Here is a 21,208-nt window from a genome sequence, read left to right on the forward strand (position 1 = left end):
CTGTGAAAGGCATTATAGCAGATTGACAAAAGGTTGTATGAGTTATTTTAACAAAATTTAAGAATTATAATAGAAAAGTAATATGTACATTTATACCATAAAAAAGACACTAAACATGCATTTCGTCCATTATTTTTGCTGTTTGTAGAAAAAATGAGTATGTTTGACCCTATGAAAGTTTGAGTTTAGGGTTATTATTAATAGAAATACCAACAAAAAAGAATAGAAAATTAAAATAATAAAACCATGAAAAAAATATTTACAATTTTATTTATTACAGTAGCAAGTTTTGCAGTTAATGCACAAGAGAAAGTTGCAAAAATTGAGTTTAAATCGGACACTATTGATTACGGAACTATTGAAAAAGGTGCTAACGGTGTACGTGTTTTTGAATTTACAAATACAGGAACTGCACCTCTTGTAATTTCCAATGTTACTTCAAGCTGCGGATGTACAATTCCTAAAAAACCTGAAGGACCAATTTTACCAGGAAAAACAGGTGAGATTGAGGTGAAATACGATACGAATAGAGTGATGCCAATTAGAAAAACAATTACTGTTATATCTAACGCAGACACCCCAACTGTAGCCTTAAAAATAAAAGGTGATGTTATCGACTCAAAAAGTGCTAGTGTATTAGAAAAAACAGACAAAAGTATTGTTCAACAATAAAATGCAAACAATTTAATAACTAAAGCTCTAAGGTAACTTAGGGCTTTTTTGTTAATGGATTTTCTAATTTAAAATTAAAAGTTAATTCATTTCCATTTCTATCTACTATTAATCGAATGCGTTTACCACTATCCTCATGAAATTCTTGTATTAATTGCTGTAAAGTAAATTGATAAGATGCTTTACTGTTAATACTTACTATAATATCGCCTTTTTGTAATCCTACTTTTTCTGCAGGCGAATTTTCTCTTAACTCTACAATAATATATGCAGGTTTTAAAGAAAATTTATAGGTTGTTTCAAGCACTACTTTAGTATTATTTGCTACATCATCATTTCTTTCCAAATTAGATCCGTTTGAAGCTTTAATATCTAATTCTTTAATAAGCCTAACACCATCATGGGCTAGCTCAATTCCGCTTTTATTGTAACTAAATTTTTCTTTAAAAAATGAGTTCTTATTTAGAGTTACTTTAGCTTTTTGATAATCGAAAATTAAATTAAATCGTTTTAAAACATTTCCTGCTAAACTACCATTACGGTCTTTAACCATTCTAGCAAATAACACAGATGTACTATCTGGATATGCAACATTGGCGTTTTTTAAAACAAAACTTTTTAAATGAAGTGCATCAATTGTTGTACGTTTTCCATAAATACTTCCGCTTAACCCATGACCTAAAAAATCATTAAAAAACATGTCACTAGATTTAATTCCTAATGAATCGTTTTCAAAAAGCCACAGCACATCACTGCCGCCAGAATCTATAAGTAGTTTTACTGGTATTTCTTTGTTTTTAATAGTTACTTCTGTATTAATGTAAGGTTTACTGTTATGAAATTCTAAATTAAAAGTTTCACATTTTTTACACTTCTTATAGCGATATACTTCTGGCTCTGTCAACTTTAAATACTTATTTGAGTAATTAATTTCAACTATTAAATCTTTAAAAATATCATTACCTATAATACCATGAACAGGAAACCCCAATTTTGGAGCTAAATTCAAATTAGCATCATAAATAGCATAAAGCTCTTGGTTTAACTTTATGGCATCACCAATTTTAAGAATATTATTACTTGATTTTAAAGCTTCAACCTGCTCGCCTTCACCCAAACCTCTTAAAAAAATAGATTCGGTATTTTTAATTTTCAAAGTATCAGAAACATTTAAAAAATTAAATATAATGGGCTTACTAACGCCTGTATCTAATAAAAAAGACAATGTTACACCATTAATTTCAACAGGTATTATAATAAGATTATTAATAAGTTCAAACCTAACTTTATCTGATTTATGCTTGTTTTGAACAGTAAATTTTCCCTGAGAAAACACAGGATTATTCAAGAAAAAAAATACTATTACAAAAAACACAAACCTTTTCATGTATTTACATTTATTTGATTTTTATTTATTAGAAATTATAAGTGCTAAAATTATGGTAAGCAACTAGGGTTTACATGTCTATAATTTACAAATCTTTACAATACTATGCTTAATTTAGTTTATATTTTAAATAAACTTTAAGATAATTTTCTCAACTTTGCGCCTTATAATTTTTTTAGTAAATGCCAACTATATCAAGAAAAGGGCTTTTAATGCCTGAATCTCCTATTAGAAAATTAGTTCCTTATGCAGAACAAGCAGTTAAGGATGGAAAATCTATATACTATTTAAATATTGGACAACCCGATATTAAAACACCCGAAGTTGCCTTAAAAGCCGTAAGAGAAAATGATGTTGAAATTCTTTCTTACTCGCGTTCTGAAGGTTCTGATGCCTACAGAAAAAAACTAGCAGCTTACTACAACAAGTACGATATAAAAGTATCTCACAACGATATTGTTGTAACAACAGGTGCTAGTGAAGGCTTACTATTTTTATTTAGTAGCATTATGGATCCGGGAGATGAAGTTATTATTTCAGAACCTTTTTATGCTAATTATATTGCATTTTCAACATCGTCTGGCGTAAATGTAGTACCTGCTGTTTGTACTATTGATGATAATTTTGCACTACCATCCATAGAAACCTTCGAAAAATTAATTACACCAAAAACCAAGGCTATTCTAATTTGCAACCCAGGCAATCCAACAGGTTATTTGTATTCAAAAGAAGAAATAGAAAAATTGGCTGCCTTGTGTATTAAGCACGATTTATTTTTAGTTGCCGATGAAGTTTACCGTGAGTTTGTTTACGATGGCAACACCCACTACTCCATTATGCAAGTTGATGGTTTAGACGAACACGCCGTTGTAATAGATTCTGTATCAAAACGATACAGTATGTGTGGCGCACGTGTAGGCTGTTTGGTTTCAAAAAATAAAACTGTTTTAAAAACCGTACTGAAGTTTGCACAAGCACGCTTAAGTCCGCCAACATACGCACAAATTGCCAGTGAAGCAGCTTTAGATACACCTCAAAGTTATTTTGATGATGTAATTGAAGAATATGTAGAAAGACGCAACACACTTATTACCGAATTACAAAAAATTGATGGTGTAAAAGTAGCAAAACCAAAAGGCGCTTTTTATTGCATTGTTGAGCTTCCAATAAAGAATTCCGACGATTTTGCGCAATGGCTTTTGGAAAAATTCAATATAAATGGTGAAACTGTTATGGTTGCACCTGCTGGTGGGTTTTATTCAACACCTGGTTTGGGCTTAAACCAAGTGCGTATTGCATACGTACTTAACAAAGAAAGCTTAATTAAAGCGGTACATATTTTAAAAGAAGCTTTAAAAGTTTATAAAGACTAAACAATTAACAAAAATAAAAATATTATTTGGGCGTTACCACAAGGGTCGGGCTTTACGTTGCAATCTTTTTTTCGTGCCTCAAAAAAGGATTTCCACTTCAATCCCTAACGCAAAAAACACGTTCCAAAAACAAAAACAATAGTGACTATTCAACAAAACATATCTCTTAAACCTTTTAACACCTTTGGTATTGAAGCTAAAGCAAAACATTTTGTTAGCGTTTCTACAATTGATGAATTAAAAAAGGTGCTAGCATTAAAAAACCACCCTAACAAACTAATTTTAGGTGGTGGCAGCAACATGTTACTCACCAAAGATTTTGATGGTTTGGTTATCCACATTAACCTAAAAGGGATAGAGATTGTTAGTGAAGATAATGACCATGTTTATGTTAAAGCCCAAGCAGGCGAAGTTTGGCACGAGTTTGTAATGTGGTGTATTAATAACAATTTTGGAGGTATTGAAAACTTATCATTAATTCCAGGTAATGTTGGTACTGCACCTATCCAAAATATTGGTGCTTATGGTGTTGAGCTGAAAGATATTTTTGAGTCATGTGAAGCCATGTCTATCGAAACCACTGCCAAAAAAACCTTCAACAAACAAGAATGTCATTTTGATTATAGAAATTCGGTTTTTAAACAAGAAGCTAAAGGGCAATTCATAATTACTAGTGTTACATTCAAACTTACCAAACGCAATCATCAACTGCATATTAATTATGGTACAATTGCTTCTCAATTGCAAGAAATGCAAATTGAAAACCCTACCATTCAAGATATTTCAAAAGCAGTAATTTATATTCGCGAAAGCAAACTACCAAACCCAAAAGTTATTGGCAATAGCGGTAGTTTCTTTAAAAATCCATTAGTTTCAAAAGAACATTACAACAAGCTACTTCAAAATTTTGAAGATATGCCAAGTTACCCAGTTTCGGACACCGAAGTAAAAATACCAGCAGGTTGGCTTATTGAAAAAGCAGGCTTTAAAGGCAAACGTTTTGGCGATTATGGTGTTCATAAAAATCAAGCTTTAGTACTCGTAAACTATGGAAATGCCAAAGGTTCAGACATTTTAAAACTTTCAAAACTAATACAAAGTACTATTGAACGTTTATTCGAAATTTCAATAGAAGCCGAAGTAAACATCTTATAATACCAAAGAAATTTCTAACTTTGGAATTATTAAACAGTTTGTTTTCAATTTAAAACCTATTCATCTTGATTTCATCTATAGAAAAAGAAATCGTTACCTTACTGGAACGTGGCGATAAAAAAGCCATTACTTTGCTGTATGATAACTATGCAGATGCCCTTTACGGTGTTATAAAAAAAATTATAGCAGATGATGATACGGCTCAAGATGTACTTCAAGAAAGCTTTATAAAAATTTGGCGCTACGCTAAAAAATACGATGCTAGTAAAGCAAAATTATTTACATGGCTTTATAGAATTGCCTATAATACTGCTATTGACAAAGTTAGGTCGCAAAAAAATAAAGATGGTAAAGAAGTCCAAATTGAAAAATCTACCGTATATAAAATATCTGCGGACGAATTAAATCAGGATGTGATGGACATGCAAAAGCACCTTGGTAATTTGGACGAGAAATATCAAATAGTAATAAATGCACTCTTTTTTGAGGGCATGACACAACAAGAAGCCAGTGAAGAACTCGATATTCCACTGGGTACTATAAAATCGAGATTAAAGATTGGATTGCGTGAATTGAAAAAAATTTATAATCCTTAATTAAAAATGTCATGAATGCGAAAATAACTACTTTTTTAAATTCTGGCCTACTAGAAAAATATCTATTGGGTGATACCACTGCTGCCGAAACAGAGATGGTTGAATCTTATATTTCAAAATATCCAGAAGTACAGAATTATTACAACACTTTACAATACAATTTAGAAATAGTTGCTAAAAGTAATGCTGTTGAAGCCCCAAAGAACATCTTAAATTCTATTTTAGATGAACTTGATGAAGCACCAGTTGTACAATTAAATACTACAAAAAATAACAAATCTTGGTACAAATTTAGTATCGCTGCTAGTGTTGCTGCCTTTATGTTTGCTAGTGCTTCCTATTTATACTATCAAAACCAAAAATTAAGCGAAGAAAACCAAGTTGTGGTTGATGAAATTTTCGATTTACGTAGTGATATTGAAGCTAACAATAAAAAGTTAGATAAAGTTATGGATCAATTTTTAGAACTTAACGACCCAAATACTTATAAGTACATAATGCAAGGTAATAACCGTGCAAAAAATTTAAAAACAGTTGCTTACATAAACCCAAAAGAAAAAACATCTATGATTGATGTAGTTTCTTTACCAGAATTACCAGAAGAACAATGCTACCAAATTTGGGCAGAATTACAAGGCAAAATGGTAAGTTTAGGTATTTTAACTGAAGCTGACAGACAGTTAAGAGTAATACCATATACTGAAAACGCCTTAGCTTTAAATATTACAATAGAACCTAAGGGCGGAAATACCAGAGCATCTTTAAACAATATGGTAGCCGAAATAAATTTACAATAAATTAATAACAAAACACCTAAATAAAAAGCCTCGTTTATCAAGATAAACGAGGCTTTTTATTGTTTTAATATTTAAACACATACAAACAAACTTTTATATATTTTGGGGTAAATAGCTTATATTTGCACAAAATTTAATTTATCACATGAAACTTCTTTTAATAACATTTGCTTTATTAGGATTAGGAATTGCAGGAATTGCAATAAAACTTTGGGCCAAAAAAGACGGAAAATTTTCTGGCACTTGTGCAAGTCAAAACCCAATGCTTAATAAAACAGGGGAAAATTGTGGTTTTTGCGGAAAAACTCCAGACCAATTTTCAAATTGTAACGAACCTCAACACTCTTAATTTTTTATGAGTTTACTTGATTTTGTGTTCTACAGTTTTATTACTGCAGTAGGTATTCAAGTTGTGTTTTTTATAGCTTTCTTTGGAAAATTTGCATTTTTAAAACCAGAAAAAAAATCTCAAAAAAACATTGATATTTCAGTTATTATTTGTGCAAAAAATGAAGCTGAAAACCTTAAAAACTTCTTACCATCCGTATTAGCTCAAAAATACCCTAATTTTGAAGTTGTTTTAATTAATGATGCATCTACCGATGATACACTTGATGTTATAGAAGCCTTTGCAGCAGAACACAATAACATAAAAATTGTAGATGTTAAAAATATTGAAGCCTTTTGGGGCAATAAAAAATACGCTTTAACCCTTGGTATTAAAGCATCAAAATACAATCATCTTTTGTTTACAGATGCAGATTGTAAACCCCTTTCAAAATATTGGATACAAGAAATGAGTTCTTGTTTTAATAATGAAAACAGCATTGTTTTAGGCTACGGTGGCTATTCAAAAATTAAAAAATCGTTTTTAAATAAGCTTATTCGCTTTGAAACCTTAGTTACAGCGGTTCAATATTTTTCATTTGCAAAAGCAGGCATACCATATATGGGTGTTGGCAGAAATTTGGCTTATACTAAAGAAGAATTTTTTAAAGCTAATGGATTTATAAATCATATAAAAATACGTTCGGGCGATGATGATTTGTTTATAAACCAAATTGCTACCAAAAACAACACAGCCATTTGCGTAACAGAAAATAGTTTTACACAATCGCTACCAAAAACAACTTTCAATAACTGGATTAAACAAAAAAGACGCCACATTTCAACAGCGAAATATTATAAATTAAAGCATAAAATTTTATTGGTTTTACTTTATTGCTCGCAGTTACTGTTTTGGCTTTTTGCTACTACCTTGCTTGTTACAACATTTAAATGGCAAATTGTTGTAGCCTTGTTTGCTACAAGAATTATACTTTACTACACAATTTTTGGCGCTTCAGCAAAAAAATTAGGAGAAAAAGACCTTGTTTTAATACTTCCGTTTTTAGAAATTTTTCTAATTATTACACAATTAACTATCTTTATAAATAATCTTATTTCAAAACCCAATCATTGGAAATAAAAGAAGCTATTAAACGTGCCAAGGAAAACGACCAAAAAGCGTTTAATTTTTTGTTAGACACCTATTGGGATGATGTGTATGGTTTTCAACTAAAACGCATTCAAAACGAAAATGATGCAGAAGATATAACTATCCAAACATTTTCTAAAGCTTTTGATAGAATTGAAACTTTTGATGAAAATTTCAAGTTTAAAACGTGGTTAATAACCATTTCAAAAAACATTCATATTGATTTACTTCGGAAGGAAAAAAACTCTATTTCGCAAGTTATTTCAAATGATGACAAATCGGTATATCAAATTTTAGATGAATCGCCTTCACCTGAAGATGAACTTATTACCGAGCAACATTTAGCAAAATTACTTCGCGATATAAAAAAGTTAAAACCGCATTATCAAGAAATAATCAATTTGCGTTACTTTCAAGAATTGAGTTATAAAGAAATCTCCATTCAGCTTAAAGAACCTATAAATAACGTAAAAGTAAAGTTGCTTCGGGCAAAAAAATTATTGGCAGAAATTATTCAGGAACAGTAAAATGATTACTAAACTAAAAAACCTAGGTCCAGGTATTTTGTTTGCGGGTGCAGCCATTGGCGTATCGCATTTAGTACAATCTACACGTGCTGGCGCCGATTTTGGTTTAGGCTTGGTTTGGGCATTACTTTTAGTAAACGTGTTTAAATATCCATTTTTTCAATTCGGTCCGCGTTATGCAACTGCAACTGGCGAAAGTTTATTAGATGGTTACAAAAAATTAGGCAAAGGTGTTTTAGCAACCTACTATGCTTTAAATTTAGCTACCATGTTTACCATTCAAACTGGTGTAACTATTGTAACTGCAGGTTTAGCTTATACCCTTTTTGGCGATTTAGGTAGTTTTACTATTGGAAATAAAGTTATTACTAGTACCGAAATATACACCATTATTATCCTTATTATTTGTTTACTATTATTGGTTTTAGGAAAATATAAACTATTAGACAGGTTGATGAAAATTATAGTCATTACACTAACTATTAGCACCATAGTAGCCGTAAGTATGGCATTATCAAATAACACACAACCACTTTCCTTTAAACAAATACTACCAAGTAACAGTCTTGAAATTGCTTTTTTAATAGCCTTTATGGGTTGGATGCCTGCGCCTTTAGATGTTTCCGTTTGGCAATCGCTTTGGGCTATTGAAAAAAATGAAACTACCAAACAATACACACCACAATCGGCTTTATTTGATTTTAATATTGGCTACTTAAGTACCATTGTAATTGGTATTGGGTTTCTGCTTTTAGGCGCTTTGGTTATGTTTCATAGTAACGAGGCTTTTAGTAGTTCGGCAAGTGTATTTTCAAGTCAGTTAATAAGTATGTACACCAAAAATTTAGGGAATTGGGCATACCTAATTATTGGTATAGCTGCCTTTACAACCATGTTTAGTACTACGTTAACAACGCTAGATGCTTCACCAAGAGCCATGTCAAAAACCACTACCTTGCTTTTTAAAAACGCATCAAAGCTTAATTATTCCTTTTGGATTACTTTATTAACCGTAGGAACCATTTTTATATTTTTATTTTTTGCCTCAGAAATGGGCTTACTTATTAAGGTCGCAACCATTTTATCCTTCATCACAGCACCATTTTATGCCATAATTAACTACATCCTAATATCAAGTAAACACACACCAAAAGAATGGCAACCTTCAATGAAAATGCATGTTTTTAGTTGGTTAGGTATCTTGTTTTTATTAGGATTTAGCATCTGGTATCTAGCAACTTTATAACTTAATTTTAAAAGAATACTTCGTATCTTTGTGCTTTATTTTAAAGACATGGATTTAGAAACTGTTTCAAATATTTTACCCGAAGAACGTGTTGGAAAACCTAAATGGCTTCGTGTAAAACTTCCAACAGGAAAAAAATATACCGAATTAAGAGGTTTAGTTGATAAATACAAACTTAACACCATTTGTACTTCTGGAAGTTGCCCAAATATGGGTGAATGTTGGGGCGAAGGTACAGCAACGTTTATGATTTTAGGAAATGTTTGTACACGTTCTTGCGGTTTTTGTGGTGTAAAAACTGGCAGACCAGAAAGCGTAGATTGGGATGAACCAGAAAAAGTAGCGCGTTCCATAAAAATAATGAATATCAAACACGCTGTTTTAACAAGTGTTGATAGAGACGATTTAAAAGATATGGGAAGCATTATGTGGGCTGAAACCGTAAAAGCAGTACGCAGAATGAACCCAGAAACTACTTTAGAAACTTTAATTCCAGATTTTCAAGGTATTGAACAACATATCGATAGAATTGTTGATGTAGCACCAGAAGTTGTATCGCATAACATTGAAACTGTTAGACGTTTAACCCGCGAGGTACGTATACAGGCACAATACGACCGCAGTATGGGTGTTTTAAAATATTTAAAGCAACAAGGTCAACGTCGAACAAAATCGGGCATTATGCTTGGTTTAGGTGAAACTCGAGACGAAGTTATTCAAACACTTCACGACCTAAAGGCGAATGATGTTGATGTAGTTACCATTGGTCAATACCTTCAACCAAGCAAAAAACACTTGCCTGTTAAGCAATTCATTACACCAGACCAATTTAAGGAATATGAAACTATAGGTTTAGAGCTTGGATTTAGACATGTAGAAAGTAGTGCTTTAGTTCGTTCTTCATATAAAGCTCAAAAACACATTAATTAGGTATGATGAATATAGCTATCAATGGTTTTGGTAGAATTGGCAGACGTGTTTTTAGACTTCTTCAAGATTATAAAGACATTCAAATTGTTGCTATTAACGATTTAGCCGATGCAAAAACACTAAGCCATTTACTTAAATATGATAGTGTTCATGGAGGTTTTAACGGAACCGTTTCCTACGATAATGCCAACATTATTGTTAATGATAAAAAAGTGGCACTTTTAAATAACAAACACCCAAAAGACATTAATTGGATGCCTTTTAATGTTGATTTTGTTATTGAAGCTACTGGAAAATTTAAAACCAAACAAGATTTACAAAATCATATTGATAATGGTGCTAATTGTGTTATATTAAGTGTTCCACCACTTGATGATGATATAAAAACCATTGTTTTGGGCGTAAACGACGTGAGTATTGATGGCACCGAAACCATCATTTCCAACGCATCGTGTACTACAAACAATGCTGCACCAATGATTGATGTTATAAATAAACTTTGTGGCATTAATCAAGCCTATATTACAACGGTTCATTCTTACACCACAGACCAAAGTTTACACGACCAACCGCACAGAGATTTACGTAGGTCGCGTGCAGCAAGTCAATCCATAGTGCCTACTACTACTGGAGCTGCCAAAGCATTAACAAAAATTTTTCCAGAATTATCCGATGTTATTGGCGGTTGTGGTATTCGTGTACCAGTTATTAATGGCTCGTTAACCGATATTACGTTTAATGTAAAAAAGAACGTTTCTATTGAAACCATAAACAATGCTTTTAAAGAAGCTGCCGAAAATCAATACAAAGGCATTATAGAATATACTGAAGATCCTATTGTTTCTATTGATATTGTTGGTAATACACATTCATGTATTTTCGATTCTGGTATGACTTCTGTAATAGGAAATATGGTAAAAATAATAGGCTGGTATGATAACGAAACAGGCTATTCTAAAAGAATTATTGACTTAATATGTAATTTATCGAAGAAAAAGTGTGTTTTATCGATAAAATAATTATATTTGCCCATAATGTTATTTTAAATGTCCCAAATTAAAAACTACATATATATAGTTATAATGCTTTTAAGCCTAACGGTTTCAGCCCAAAAAACAATTGGCGATGATCCTGAATTGCTTCAAAATAGCATAAACTATCACATTTCTCAAGCACAAACCGAGTTAGAGAATTTTAATTATTATAAGGCTCAAAAAAATCTTGATGAAGCTCTTAATTTAGCGAAACAGTCTGATAATAAAAAAAGTACTGGTATTATTTATGCTATAAAAGGCAGACTTCAACTTACAATAGATGAAAATGACAAAGCTATAAAATCGCTTACTAAAGCTATTGAAGTACAACGTCTTATAAACGATAATGCTAACTTAGGAAAATCATATAAAATACTAGGCGATGTTTATGCTGCCAAAAAAGATTATACGCAAGCTTTAGATTATTATAAATCTGCAACTACAAAATTTGAAGAAGAATCTTTAAATGCCGATTTAGCAACTGTTATTTTATGTGAAGCAAAAACGTATATAAATCTAAAAAACTACATTAAGGCTAGAGATATTATTGAACAATCTTTAGCAATTGCAAAAAAAGAAGATTTACTAAGAACAGAAAGTGATGCCTTAATTTCTCAAAGTTTAGTACACGCTAAACTAAACAATAATGAAAAAGCATTAAACTACGCTATTGAAGGTATCAAAATTGCCAAAAACAATAAATTTGTAAACATTTTAAACCAAGGTTATCTAACCATAAGTGACGTTTATAATACTATGGGCGATTATAAATCTTCTAGATCATATTTAAATGCTTATGTACAACTTTCAGATTCTTTAACAAGTTTAAAACGTGCCAACTCATCTAAAGATGAAGAAATGCAATACCAATTAAACGATGCATTAGAGAAAAATAGCGAAATGTTTCAAAAACTTGAAAAAGCTGAAGACGACAATAGTTTAAGCACATTAATTTCCATTTTAAGTGTTGCCTTAATTACTATTTTATCTTTATTAACCTTATCACTTTACAAAAACAACAACATTAGGCTTAAAACAAATAATATGCTTCATAAAAAAAATGGAGAACTTATTATAGCCAAAGAAAAAGCAGAATTAGCCTCAAAAACTAAAGCAAACTTCCTTTCTACCGTTACACACGAATTAAGAACGCCGTTGTATGCTGTAACTGGTTTAAGTAATATGTTGCTAGAAGAAAACCCAAAACCAGAGCAAATTCAGCATTTAAAATCATTGAAATTTTCGGGCGATTACCTATTAACTTTTATAAATGACATTCTTCAAATTAATAAAATTGAAGCCAATAAAGTTGATATAGAACCCGAACCTTTTAACTTAAAAAAGAAAATAAACAACATTGTTTTAGCTTTAAATAACTCTGCTTTAGATAATAATGTGAAGCTTCATTTTGAATATGATAAACATTTACCAGAAAACTTTATAGCCGATCAATTAAAAATATCTCAAATATTAATAAATTTAGTAGGAAATTCTATCAAATTCACAAAAGATGGAGACATCTGGATACGAGTTTACCAAATTGAAGCGGTAAATAAAATTTATACACTACGTTTTGAAATTGAAGATAACGGTATTGGTATTAGCCAAGAAAAACAAGACAACATGTTCGAAAGTTTTTCTCAAGGCTCTATTCAAATTAATCGAAAATATGGCGGTACAGGTTTAGGATTATCAATTGTAAAAGGATTAATTGATATTTTAAAAGGAAAAATTTATGTGAAAAGTGAACTTGAAAAAGGAACAACTTTCTATTTTGAAATTCCTTTAGAATACACTTCAATTGAAGAAGCAAAAGAAATTAAAACAACTTATTTTAGCGGTAATACCGAAGATTTAGATTTAAAAAACGTTAAAATTTTGGTGGTTGAAGATAACAAAATCAACCAAATGATTACCAAAAAGATTTTAACAAAAATGACTTTAAAATGTGATATTGTGGACAATGGTGAAGATGCTGTTGATATGATTAAAGCTAACAATTACGACATTGTTTTAATGGATATTCACATGCCTGGAATTAGCGGTATTGAAGCTACAAAAATTGTGAGATCGTTTGATAAAGAGCAAATCATTTTCGCCCTTACTGCCGTAACTATTGAAGATAAAATGCACGAATTTGAAGAAGCTGGTTTTACAGATATTATTCCAAAACCATTTAAACAAGAAGAGTTTGAGAAAAAACTCTATAATGCATTAGCTTTAAAAAACGGAACATCCACAACTAGTTAACTTGTTACAAACGTTTTAATTAGTCTATCAAACATAACGCTATCATCTATTGTTACTGTTATTGTTAAATAAAACAATTTAGCTTTTAAAGTATTGTATTGTTTTAAGCGCATAAAATCCTTTTCGGTAGTTACAATAAATTCCTTTGTTTCTAAAACTGAAATATCTTGTTCTGAAAACTCATGATGATCTTTAAAGTTTAAATGCTCAAATTGTAAATTTTTATTCTTTAAAAAATTCACTAGAGGTTTTGCGTTTGCAATACCCGTAACTAATGTGAAATTGGTTAAAGCATTAATACTTTTTTTATTTTCTTCTGAAACAACATCTTCTGAATAACTTATAGAACTAAAAAAAACATGCTGATTTTTAGTTGGTGAAATTTTCTCTAAAAACGATTGTTTTTCAATAACACTTATCGTTTCAGGACATTTGGTAACAACAATAATATTAGCACGTTTTGCGCCACTTCTAGGTTCTCGTAAATTACCTGTGGGCAACACATAATCTGAAACGTACGGATTAGCATATGTAGTAAGCAAAATATTTAAACCTGCTTTTACTTTTCTATGCTGAAAAGCATCATCTAACAAAATAACTTCTGGCGAATTTTCAAGTAGTAATAACTGCTCAATACCATTTGTTCTATTAGCATCAACAGATACAAAAACATCTTTTTTAAACTTATTATAAAATTGGAAGGGTTCATCTCCCAAACTTTCAGCACTAGAAAACGCATCGGCCAATTGAAACCCTTTTGTTTTTCGTTTATAACCTCTACTTAAAGTTGCAACCTTATAATCATCCTTCAATAAATTAATTAAATACTCAATCATTGGTGTTTTTCCTGTTCCACCAACACTTAAATTTCCAACACAAATTATTGGAAAATTGTAAGAAGTAGATTTTTTTATTCCCAAATCATACAAGGTATTTCGCAAACTGCTTACTGCATAATATACAGGTACAAAAGGAAATGCTATGTTTCTAATTAAATTCATCGTAACGAAAGTATAATATTTTATCTTTGATACAAACAAATAAATACAATGATTGTTCAAGACGTTATTAACCATTTAGAAGAACTTGCACCTTTAGCCTACGCTGAAGATTTTGATAATGTTGGACTTTTAGTTGGCAATAAACAAGCACAAATAACAGGAATTCTGGTAACTTTAGATACTTTAGAAACCGTTATAGATGAAGCCATACAACAAAACTGCAACCTAATTGTAAGCTTTCACCCTATTATTTTTAAAGGTTTAAAAAAGTTAACTGGCAAAAACTATGTAGAACGCGTAGTTATGAAAGCCATAAAACATGATATTGCTATTTATAGCATTCACACAGCTTTAGATAATGCTTTACAAGGTGTAAATGATATGATTTGCAATCAATTACAATTAAAAAACAAACATATTTTAATTCCACAAAGCGAAACTATAAAAAAACTAACCACATACGTTCCAAAAGATGAAGCCGAAAAACTAAGAACTGCTTTATTTGATGCTGGAGCAGGAAGTATTGGAAATTACTCAAATTGTAGCTTTAATGTAGAAGGCTTTGGAACCTATAACGGCAATGAAAACAGCAATCCAACCGTAGGTGAAAAAGGTAAAACACATACTGAAGCTGAAACAAAAATAACAATCACCTTTCCAAAGCATTTAGAACAACAAGTTATTAAAACACTTTTTAAAAATCATTCGTATGAGGAAGTGGCTTATGAAATAATAACTTTAGAGAATAAAAATCAGAATATTGGCATAGGAATGGTTGGCGAACTAGAAGAATCTATGACTGAATTAGACTTTTTAGGCTATTTAAAAACCAAAATGAATACAAAATGCATCAGGCATTCATCATTTTTAAATAAAAAAATTAAAAAAATTGCGGTACTAGGTGGTTCGGGCAGTTTTGCTATTGAAGCCGCCAAAAGCACTGGTGCTGATGCTTTTATAACTTCCGATTTAAAATATCACGACTTTTTTACTGCCGAAAACAGCATTCTTTTAGCAGATATTGGACATTATGAAAGTGAGCAATTCACAAAAAATCTTTTAGTAGCTTATCTTACAAAAAAAATTACTAATTTTGCAATCATTTTATCAAAGACAAATACCAATCCTGTTAAGTATTTTTAAAGTATGGCTAAAAGTAAAGAATTAACTGTTGAAGAGCGTTTAAGAGCGTTATACGATTTACAACTTATAGATTCTCGTATAGACGAAATTAGAAACGTACGTGGAGAACTTCCGTTAGAAGTTCGCGATTTAGAAGATGAAGTTGCTGGTTTAAATATAAGATTAGAAAAATTAGTTTCAAATTTAGAGGTTATCAATAACGATATCATTTCTAAAAAGAATCAAATTGAAGAATCTAAATCTTTAATGAAAAAATACAGCGAACAACAAAAAAATGTTAGAAATAACAGAGAATTTAATTCGTTAACTAAGGAAGTTGAATTTCAAGAATTAGAAATTGAATTAGCCGAAAAACATATTAAAGAATTTAAAGCGCAAATAGAACAGAAAAAAGAAGTTATTTCTGAAACTAAAGAGCGTTTAAAAGAGCGTGAAAATCATTTAAAACACAAAAAAGGTGAATTAGATGCTATTTTAGCTGAAACTGAAAAAGAAGAGCAAGCTTTAATTCAAAAATCTCAAGATTATCAAGAGCAAATTGAAGAGCGTTTAGTTGCTGCTTACAACAGAATTCGTAAAAACGTAAAAAACGGTTTAGCAGTTGTGCCAATTGAAAGAGGTGCTTCTGGAGGTTCTTTCTTTACAATTCCACCACAAATTCAAGTAGAAATTGCGGCTCGCAAAAAAGTAATTACTGATGAGCACAGTGGCCGTATTTTAGTGGATGCGCAATTAGCTGAAGAACAAAAAGAAAAAATGGAAAAGTTATTTGCTAAATTTAACTAAAAGCCAAAAACATAAACTAAAAAGCCTTCACAATTGTGAAGGCTTTTTTTTTATAAAAATTTTCAAAAAAAATTAAGGTTTTACTATTTTAAACGTCTATAGTAAAAAGAAAAACACAAATTCTATGAAATCTATTACACTAGCTTTAATTTTTTCAGTTTTACTTAGTTGCCAAAACAATGCACAGTCAAACAAAAACCAAGAAACTGTTACCAATGCACAACCCGTTGAAGTTCCTATAAAAAATGGAAAAGCCCGTGCTTATTTTGCTAGTGGCTGCTTTTGGTGTGTTGAAGCTATTTTTGAAAGCGTTAATGGTGTAGATGAAGTAATTAGCGGCTATTCTGGTGGACATACAAAAAATCCAACCTATGAAGCTAGTAACACTGGTAAAACAGGACATGCCGAAGCTGTTGAAGTTATTTACAACCCAAACATTGTGAGTTTTGAAACGTTGGTTGATGTTTATTTTGGTTCGCAAAATCCAACCCAAATAAATGGGCAAGGAAATGATATTGGTTCGCAATACCGTTCTATTATTTTTTACCAAAATGATGAACAGAAACAAATCATTATAAAAAAGAAAGATGCATTGGCTAAAAAATTAAATACTACAATTGCTGCTGAAATATATCCGTTTCAAAAGTTTTGGATAGCTGAAGCATATCATCAAAACTACGAACGTCTTCACCCAAACAACAGTTATATTCAAAATGTTTCAATACCACGATTAAACAGGTTTAAGGCAAAATTTCCTCATTTATTAAAAGACAAACACTAAACTTTAATCAATTTAGGTAAGTTGTTTTTATCTTTACTAAAAATAACAACTCATGAAAAAAGCAATAACCATACTAATCGTTTTAATAGTTGGTGTTTCTTGCAAACAAAAAGAAGCAAGCAAGGTTATGGAAAATCAACTTTCAATAGCCGAAAAAATTGCAAATGCTAATGGCTTTGAAAATTGGAAAAACGTTTCTCAAATTATTTTTACTTTTAATGTTGATAAAGATTCTACGCATTTTGAGCGTTCATGGATGTGGACGCCTAAAAATGGTAATGTAACCTTAATTTCAGAAAAAGATACAATTTCATTTAATAGAAAATTGGTAGATAGCACAACTATAAAAGCTGATAAAGGTTTTATTAATGATAAATTTTGGCTTTTAGCACCATATCAATTGGTTTGGGATAAAGAAACTACAATTTCTGAACCCATAAAACAAAATTCACCCATTACCAAAACACTGCTTTATAAAATTACCTTAACATACCCTAATGAAGGTGGTTATACCCCTGGTGATGCTTATGATTTTTATTTTGACGACAACTTTATAGTTAAAGAATGGGTTTTTAGAAGAGGTAATAGTGCAGAACCAACCATGATGACTACTTGGGAAAAGTATCAAGATTTTAATGGTATAAAATTAGCTTTAGAACACAAAAAACCTAAAGAAAACTGGAAACTTTATTTTACCAATATAAAGGTTGATTTGAATTAATTTCAGATTTTTTTTTTAACATCAACATCCAAAATAATTACTAAAAACGTATATAATATAAACAATGAATATTCCGCGTTATGCGTCTCTATATATCTAAAGCGCTTCCACTACTAGTTGAAGCGCTTTTTTTTACCCCATAAATTGTTCTTTGGTATGTGTACCGTCACAATAAGGTTTATTGTTTGATGTACCACATCTACAAAATGTCGTTGTTTTATTTTTAATTTCTTTTCTGCCATCTTTATGGGTTACGTGTAAAGTGCCGTAAACTAACAACGGATCATTTTGTAATACCTCAACCTTGGTTTCCAGCACTTCAGCTGTTTTGTCTTTTTCATTATTCATATAAAAGCTTAAAACACCCGATGGACATTTCTTTACAGTTTCTATAATAGCATCTGTTTTTGCGGCATCTATTTTTATCCAAGGCCGTTCCCTAGGTTGAAACACTTGTGGCAAACCTTTAGCACAAATAGCCGAATGAATACACTTTTCAACTTACCAAACTACAGTTGTTTCTCCGTTTGTATATTCTTTTATCTTGCCCATGTCTAAATTATTTTACTAAATATACAAAATTCAGAGCTAAAAATTAAGTCTTATTCGTAACTTCATTTCTAAGTTTAGAATTCTTATTTTTGTTGGAAACCGAAAAAACAATCGCCTTGCTCAACTATAAATTAGGTCTCGATTTTGCTTTAGAGCAAGATAAAAAAGACACTTTATCATCCTACCGAAATCAATTTCACATACCTAAAGACAAAGATGGTTACGATTGTATTTATATGACTGGAAATTCACTCGGGCTTCAACCAAAACAAACCAAGGCCTATGTAAATCAAGAACTGGAAGATTGGGCAACTTTAGGTGTTGAAGGGCATTTTGATGCAAAAAACCCGTGGTTGAACTACCATGAATCTTTAGGAGAACAGATGGCAAAAGTGGTGGGCGCAAAACCTATTGAAGTGGTTGTGATGAATACCTTAACGGCCAATCTACATTTTTTAATGGTATCTTTTTACCAACCAACCAAAACACGCTATAAAATTTTAATGGAAGCCGATGCGTTTCCTTCAGATAAATATGCTGTAGAATCGCAATTACGCCATCATGGTTTTGATGACAAAGAAGGCTTGATTCTTTGGAGACCCCGAAAAGGTGAAGAATTAGCCAATTACAACGATATAGAAGCTATTTTAGAAACCCAAGGAAACGAAATAGCATTGGTTATGATTGGTGCCGTAAACTATTATACAGGGCGGTATTTCGATTTAAAACGCATCACACAATTAGCACACAATCGTGGATGCATGGTGGGGTTTGATTGTGCCCATGGTGCCGGAAATGTTGCTTTAAATTTACACAATTCGGGTGCCGATTTTGCTGCATGGTGCACCTACAAATACTTAAACGCTGGCCCAGGTAGCATTGCAGGTTGCTTTGTACATGAGCGTCATGCCTACAACAAAAAACTCAACCGATTTACAGGTTGGTGGAGCCATAATAAAGAAACACGTTTTAAAATGCGTGATGAATTCGACCAGCTTGCAGGAGCCGAAGGTTGGCAATTAAGCAACCCGCCCATTTTATCCATGGCGGCCATAAAAGCGTCTTTGGCCATTTTTAATGAAGTTGGCATGGATACATTGATTGAAAAATCAAAAAAACTAACGGGCTATTTAGAGTTTCTTTTGAAAGATTTAGGTGAAGACACCATCAAAATCATCACCCCTAGCAATCTTGAAGAGCGCGGTTGCCAACTTTCAATAGCGGTAAAAAACGCCGATAAATCATTGCACAACAAACTAACCGATGCAGGCGTTATTTCCGATTGGCGCGAACCCAATGTTATTCGTTGTGCCCCTGTGCCCTTATACAATTCGTTTCAAGATGTGTATTATTTAGTAGAACGGTTGAAAAGCATTTTAAATGAATAAACAACAAAACATACTCATTATTGGCGCGGGACTTTGCGGTTCACTCCTAGCCCTACGTATGGGGCAACGTGGTTACAATGTATCTGTTTACGAAAAACGTCCCGATTTACGTCAAGTAAATTTAGATTCTGGTCGTTCCATAAATTTAGCATTTTCAGATAGAGGCAACAAAGCCATGAAATTGGTTGGCATTGAAGATAAAGTAAAAGCTTTATGCATTCCTATGAATGGTAGAATGCTTCACGATATAGAGGGCAATACCGTTTTTGCACCTTACAGTGGTCGTAAACATGAACATATCAACTCCATTTCACGCGGAGCATTAAACGCTTTACTTTTATATGAAGCCGAAAAACACCAAAACGTTTCTATTTATTTCAATAAAAAATGTAAGTCGGTCAACTTTGAAAAAACCACAGCGCTTTTTCATGATTATGAAACCAAAAACGAATTTATAGAAGATGCCGATGTTATTATAGCTACCGATGGCGCTGGTTCCATCATGCGCCAAAGCTATTATTTAGGAAAAAAATTCTTATTCAGTTTTTCGCAAGATTATTTAACGCATGGTTATAAAGAATTAAGCATTTTACCTACCGAAAATGGCGATTACAAAACCTACAAAAATGCATTACATATTTGGGGAAGAGATTCATTTATGCTTATTGCACTCCCAAATTTAGATGGCAGTTTCACGGTCACGCTTTTTTTAAGTTATGATGATGGTGCATACAACTTCAACAACCTTACTACCAAAGAACGTGTTATTGAATTCTTTAGTAAATATTTTAAAGATGCTTTGGAATTGATGCCAAATGTGATAGACGATTTTTTCAAAAACCCAACATCGCCACTTGGCACTGTAAAATGTTCGCCTTGGCATTATAAAGGAAACACGCTTTTAATGGGTGATGCTGCCCATGCCATTGTACCGTTTTATGGGCAAGGTATGAATGCGTCTTTTGAAGATGTCGTGGAATTTGATAAGGTTTTAGATACTTATAAAGGCGATTGGGAAACCGTTTTTAAAACCTACGAAGCATCACGAAAAAAAGATACCAATGCCATTGCTGATTTAGCTATTGATAATTTTCATGAAATGAAAGGCCATGTAAACAACGCTATTTTTAGGGAAAAACGTAATTTGGAAATGGCTTTGGAGAAACAATTTCCAAATGATTATTCATCAAAATATTCCTTAGTAACTTTTAATGAAGACATTGGATACCAAGAAGCCATGTTGCGAGGCAGGGCTCAAGACAAAGCCATTTTAAACATGCTTAACGATGGTACTTTAAATTTAAAAGACGATTTAAAAATCATCCTAGAAAAAGTAAAAAAAGAAACTGAAGCTATTCTTGAAGATGATAGAATTGCTGGGTTGAAATAAAG

At 31.6% G+C, this 21,208-nt stretch carries 20 protein-coding genes and 1 pseudogene; 18 read left to right on the forward strand and 3 right to left on the reverse strand.

Annotated elements, in window-relative coordinates:
- Nucleotides 1-246: 246 nt before the first annotated feature.
- Nucleotides 247-672, forward strand: coding sequence for a DUF1573 domain-containing protein (locus ACFQ1R_RS06205; RefSeq protein ID WP_379925261.1), 426 nt, complete (start codon nucleotides 247-249; stop codon nucleotides 670-672).
- 37 nt (nucleotides 673-709) lie between these two features.
- On the opposite strand, the gene ACFQ1R_RS06210 is transcribed toward ACFQ1R_RS06205, so the two are convergent.
- On the reverse strand, nucleotides 710-2,059 hold the full coding sequence (locus ACFQ1R_RS06210; RefSeq protein ID WP_379925263.1) for an aspartyl protease family protein: 1,350 nt from the start codon (nucleotides 2,057-2,059) through the stop codon (nucleotides 710-712).
- 182 nt (nucleotides 2,060-2,241) lie between these two features.
- Here ACFQ1R_RS06210 and ACFQ1R_RS06215 point away from each other — a divergent pair, with 182 nt between their 5' ends.
- The 11 genes and pseudogenes from ACFQ1R_RS06215 (at nucleotide 2,242) to ACFQ1R_RS06265 (ending at nucleotide 13,444) form a co-directional block, all read left to right on the forward strand.
- Nucleotides 2,242-3,432, forward strand: coding sequence for a pyridoxal phosphate-dependent aminotransferase (locus ACFQ1R_RS06215; protein WP_379925264.1), 1,191 nt, complete (start codon nucleotides 2,242-2,244; stop codon nucleotides 3,430-3,432).
- A gap of 135 nt (nucleotides 3,433-3,567) precedes the next feature.
- A pseudogene (murB, locus tag ACFQ1R_RS06220) lies at nucleotides 3,568-4,587 on the forward strand (UDP-N-acetylmuramate dehydrogenase); the annotation flags it as partial.
- 65 nt (nucleotides 4,588-4,652) lie between these two features.
- On the forward strand, nucleotides 4,653-5,183 hold the full coding sequence (locus ACFQ1R_RS06225) for an RNA polymerase sigma factor (protein WP_379925265.1): 531 nt from the start codon (nucleotides 4,653-4,655) through the stop codon (nucleotides 5,181-5,183).
- 11 nt (nucleotides 5,184-5,194) lie between these two features.
- Nucleotides 5,195-5,980, forward strand: coding sequence for an anti-sigma factor domain-containing protein (locus ACFQ1R_RS06230; protein WP_379925266.1), 786 nt, complete (start codon nucleotides 5,195-5,197; stop codon nucleotides 5,978-5,980).
- A gap of 145 nt (nucleotides 5,981-6,125) precedes the next feature.
- Nucleotides 6,126-6,329 carry a membrane or secreted protein gene (locus tag ACFQ1R_RS06235; protein WP_379925267.1) on the forward strand — a complete coding sequence of 68 codons (204 nt, stop codon included), beginning with the start codon at nucleotides 6,126-6,128 and terminating at the stop codon, nucleotides 6,327-6,329.
- A gap of 6 nt (nucleotides 6,330-6,335) precedes the next feature.
- A complete protein-coding gene (locus ACFQ1R_RS06240) occupies nucleotides 6,336-7,448 on the forward strand; it encodes a glycosyltransferase (RefSeq protein WP_379925268.1) in 1,113 nt (370 codons plus the stop codon).
- A complete protein-coding gene (locus tag ACFQ1R_RS06245; RefSeq protein WP_379925269.1) occupies nucleotides 7,439-7,984 on the forward strand; it encodes an RNA polymerase sigma factor in 546 nt (181 codons plus the stop codon). Before ACFQ1R_RS06240 ends, ACFQ1R_RS06245 begins: the two co-directional genes overlap by 10 nt.
- 1 nt (nucleotide 7,985) lies before the next feature.
- Complete coding sequence (locus ACFQ1R_RS06250) at nucleotides 7,986-9,230, forward strand: NRAMP family divalent metal transporter (protein WP_379925270.1); 1,245 nt, start codon at nucleotides 7,986-7,988, stop codon at nucleotides 9,228-9,230.
- A gap of 48 nt (nucleotides 9,231-9,278) precedes the next feature.
- On the forward strand, nucleotides 9,279-10,160 hold the full coding sequence (lipA, locus tag ACFQ1R_RS06255; RefSeq protein WP_379925271.1) for a lipoyl synthase: 882 nt from the start codon (nucleotides 9,279-9,281) through the stop codon (nucleotides 10,158-10,160).
- Nucleotides 10,161-10,162: 2 nt separating this feature from the next.
- Nucleotides 10,163-11,179 (forward strand): type I glyceraldehyde-3-phosphate dehydrogenase, encoded by a 1,017-nt coding sequence (gene gap, locus ACFQ1R_RS06260; protein WP_379925272.1) that lies wholly within the window; start codon nucleotides 10,163-10,165, stop codon nucleotides 11,177-11,179.
- Between the two features lie 27 nt (nucleotides 11,180-11,206).
- Nucleotides 11,207-13,444 (forward strand): ATP-binding protein, encoded by a 2,238-nt coding sequence (locus tag ACFQ1R_RS06265; protein WP_379925273.1) that lies wholly within the window; start codon nucleotides 11,207-11,209, stop codon nucleotides 13,442-13,444.
- Here the strand turns inward: ACFQ1R_RS06265 and lpxK are convergent.
- The gene (gene lpxK, locus ACFQ1R_RS06270; RefSeq protein ID WP_379925274.1) at nucleotides 13,441-14,445 is read right to left on the reverse strand and encodes a tetraacyldisaccharide 4'-kinase; all 1,005 of its coding nucleotides are present in this window, start codon (nucleotides 14,443-14,445) and stop codon (nucleotides 13,441-13,443) included. The two genes, ACFQ1R_RS06265 and lpxK, sit on opposite strands and share 4 nt — an antisense overlap.
- A gap of 48 nt (nucleotides 14,446-14,493) precedes the next feature.
- On the opposite strand from lpxK, the gene ACFQ1R_RS06275 reads away from it, so the two are divergent.
- The 4 genes from ACFQ1R_RS06275 to ACFQ1R_RS06290 all read left to right on the forward strand — a co-directional run bounded on the left by ACFQ1R_RS06275 (nucleotide 14,494) and on the right by ACFQ1R_RS06290 (nucleotide 17,876).
- Nucleotides 14,494-15,588, forward strand: a complete 1,095-nt coding sequence (locus ACFQ1R_RS06275) for a Nif3-like dinuclear metal center hexameric protein (RefSeq protein WP_379925275.1) — start codon at nucleotides 14,494-14,496, stop codon at nucleotides 15,586-15,588.
- A gap of 3 nt (nucleotides 15,589-15,591) precedes the next feature.
- A complete protein-coding gene (locus ACFQ1R_RS06280; RefSeq protein ID WP_379925276.1) occupies nucleotides 15,592-16,374 on the forward strand; it encodes a zinc ribbon domain-containing protein in 783 nt (260 codons plus the stop codon).
- Nucleotides 16,375-16,498: 124 nt separating this feature from the next.
- Nucleotides 16,499-17,155: a peptide-methionine (S)-S-oxide reductase MsrA gene (msrA, locus tag ACFQ1R_RS06285; RefSeq protein ID WP_379925277.1), complete on the forward strand. Its 657-nt coding sequence runs from the start codon at nucleotides 16,499-16,501 to the stop codon at nucleotides 17,153-17,155.
- A gap of 52 nt (nucleotides 17,156-17,207) precedes the next feature.
- Nucleotides 17,208-17,876, forward strand: a complete 669-nt coding sequence (locus tag ACFQ1R_RS06290) for a hypothetical protein (protein ID WP_379925278.1) — start codon at nucleotides 17,208-17,210, stop codon at nucleotides 17,874-17,876.
- 132 nt (nucleotides 17,877-18,008) lie between these two features.
- On the opposite strand, the gene ACFQ1R_RS06295 is transcribed toward ACFQ1R_RS06290, so the two are convergent.
- On the reverse strand, nucleotides 18,009-18,365 hold the full coding sequence (locus tag ACFQ1R_RS06295; RefSeq protein ID WP_379926316.1) for a CDGSH iron-sulfur domain-containing protein: 357 nt from the start codon (nucleotides 18,363-18,365) through the stop codon (nucleotides 18,009-18,011).
- A 179-nt stretch (nucleotides 18,366-18,544) separates the two neighbouring features.
- On the opposite strand from ACFQ1R_RS06295, the gene kynU reads away from it, so the two are divergent.
- On the forward strand, nucleotides 18,545-19,816 hold the full coding sequence (kynU, locus tag ACFQ1R_RS06300; RefSeq protein ID WP_379925279.1) for a kynureninase: 1,272 nt from the start codon (nucleotides 18,545-18,547) through the stop codon (nucleotides 19,814-19,816).
- A complete protein-coding gene (locus ACFQ1R_RS06305) occupies nucleotides 19,809-21,206 on the forward strand; it encodes an FAD-dependent oxidoreductase (protein ID WP_379925280.1) in 1,398 nt (465 codons plus the stop codon). Before kynU ends, ACFQ1R_RS06305 begins: the two co-directional genes overlap by 8 nt.
- The last annotated feature ends 2 nt before the right edge of the window (nucleotides 21,207-21,208 follow it).

Source organism: Mariniflexile jejuense (assembly GCF_042675665.1).
Taxonomy (GTDB): Bacteria; Bacteroidota; Bacteroidia; order Flavobacteriales; family Flavobacteriaceae; genus Mariniflexile; species Mariniflexile jejuense.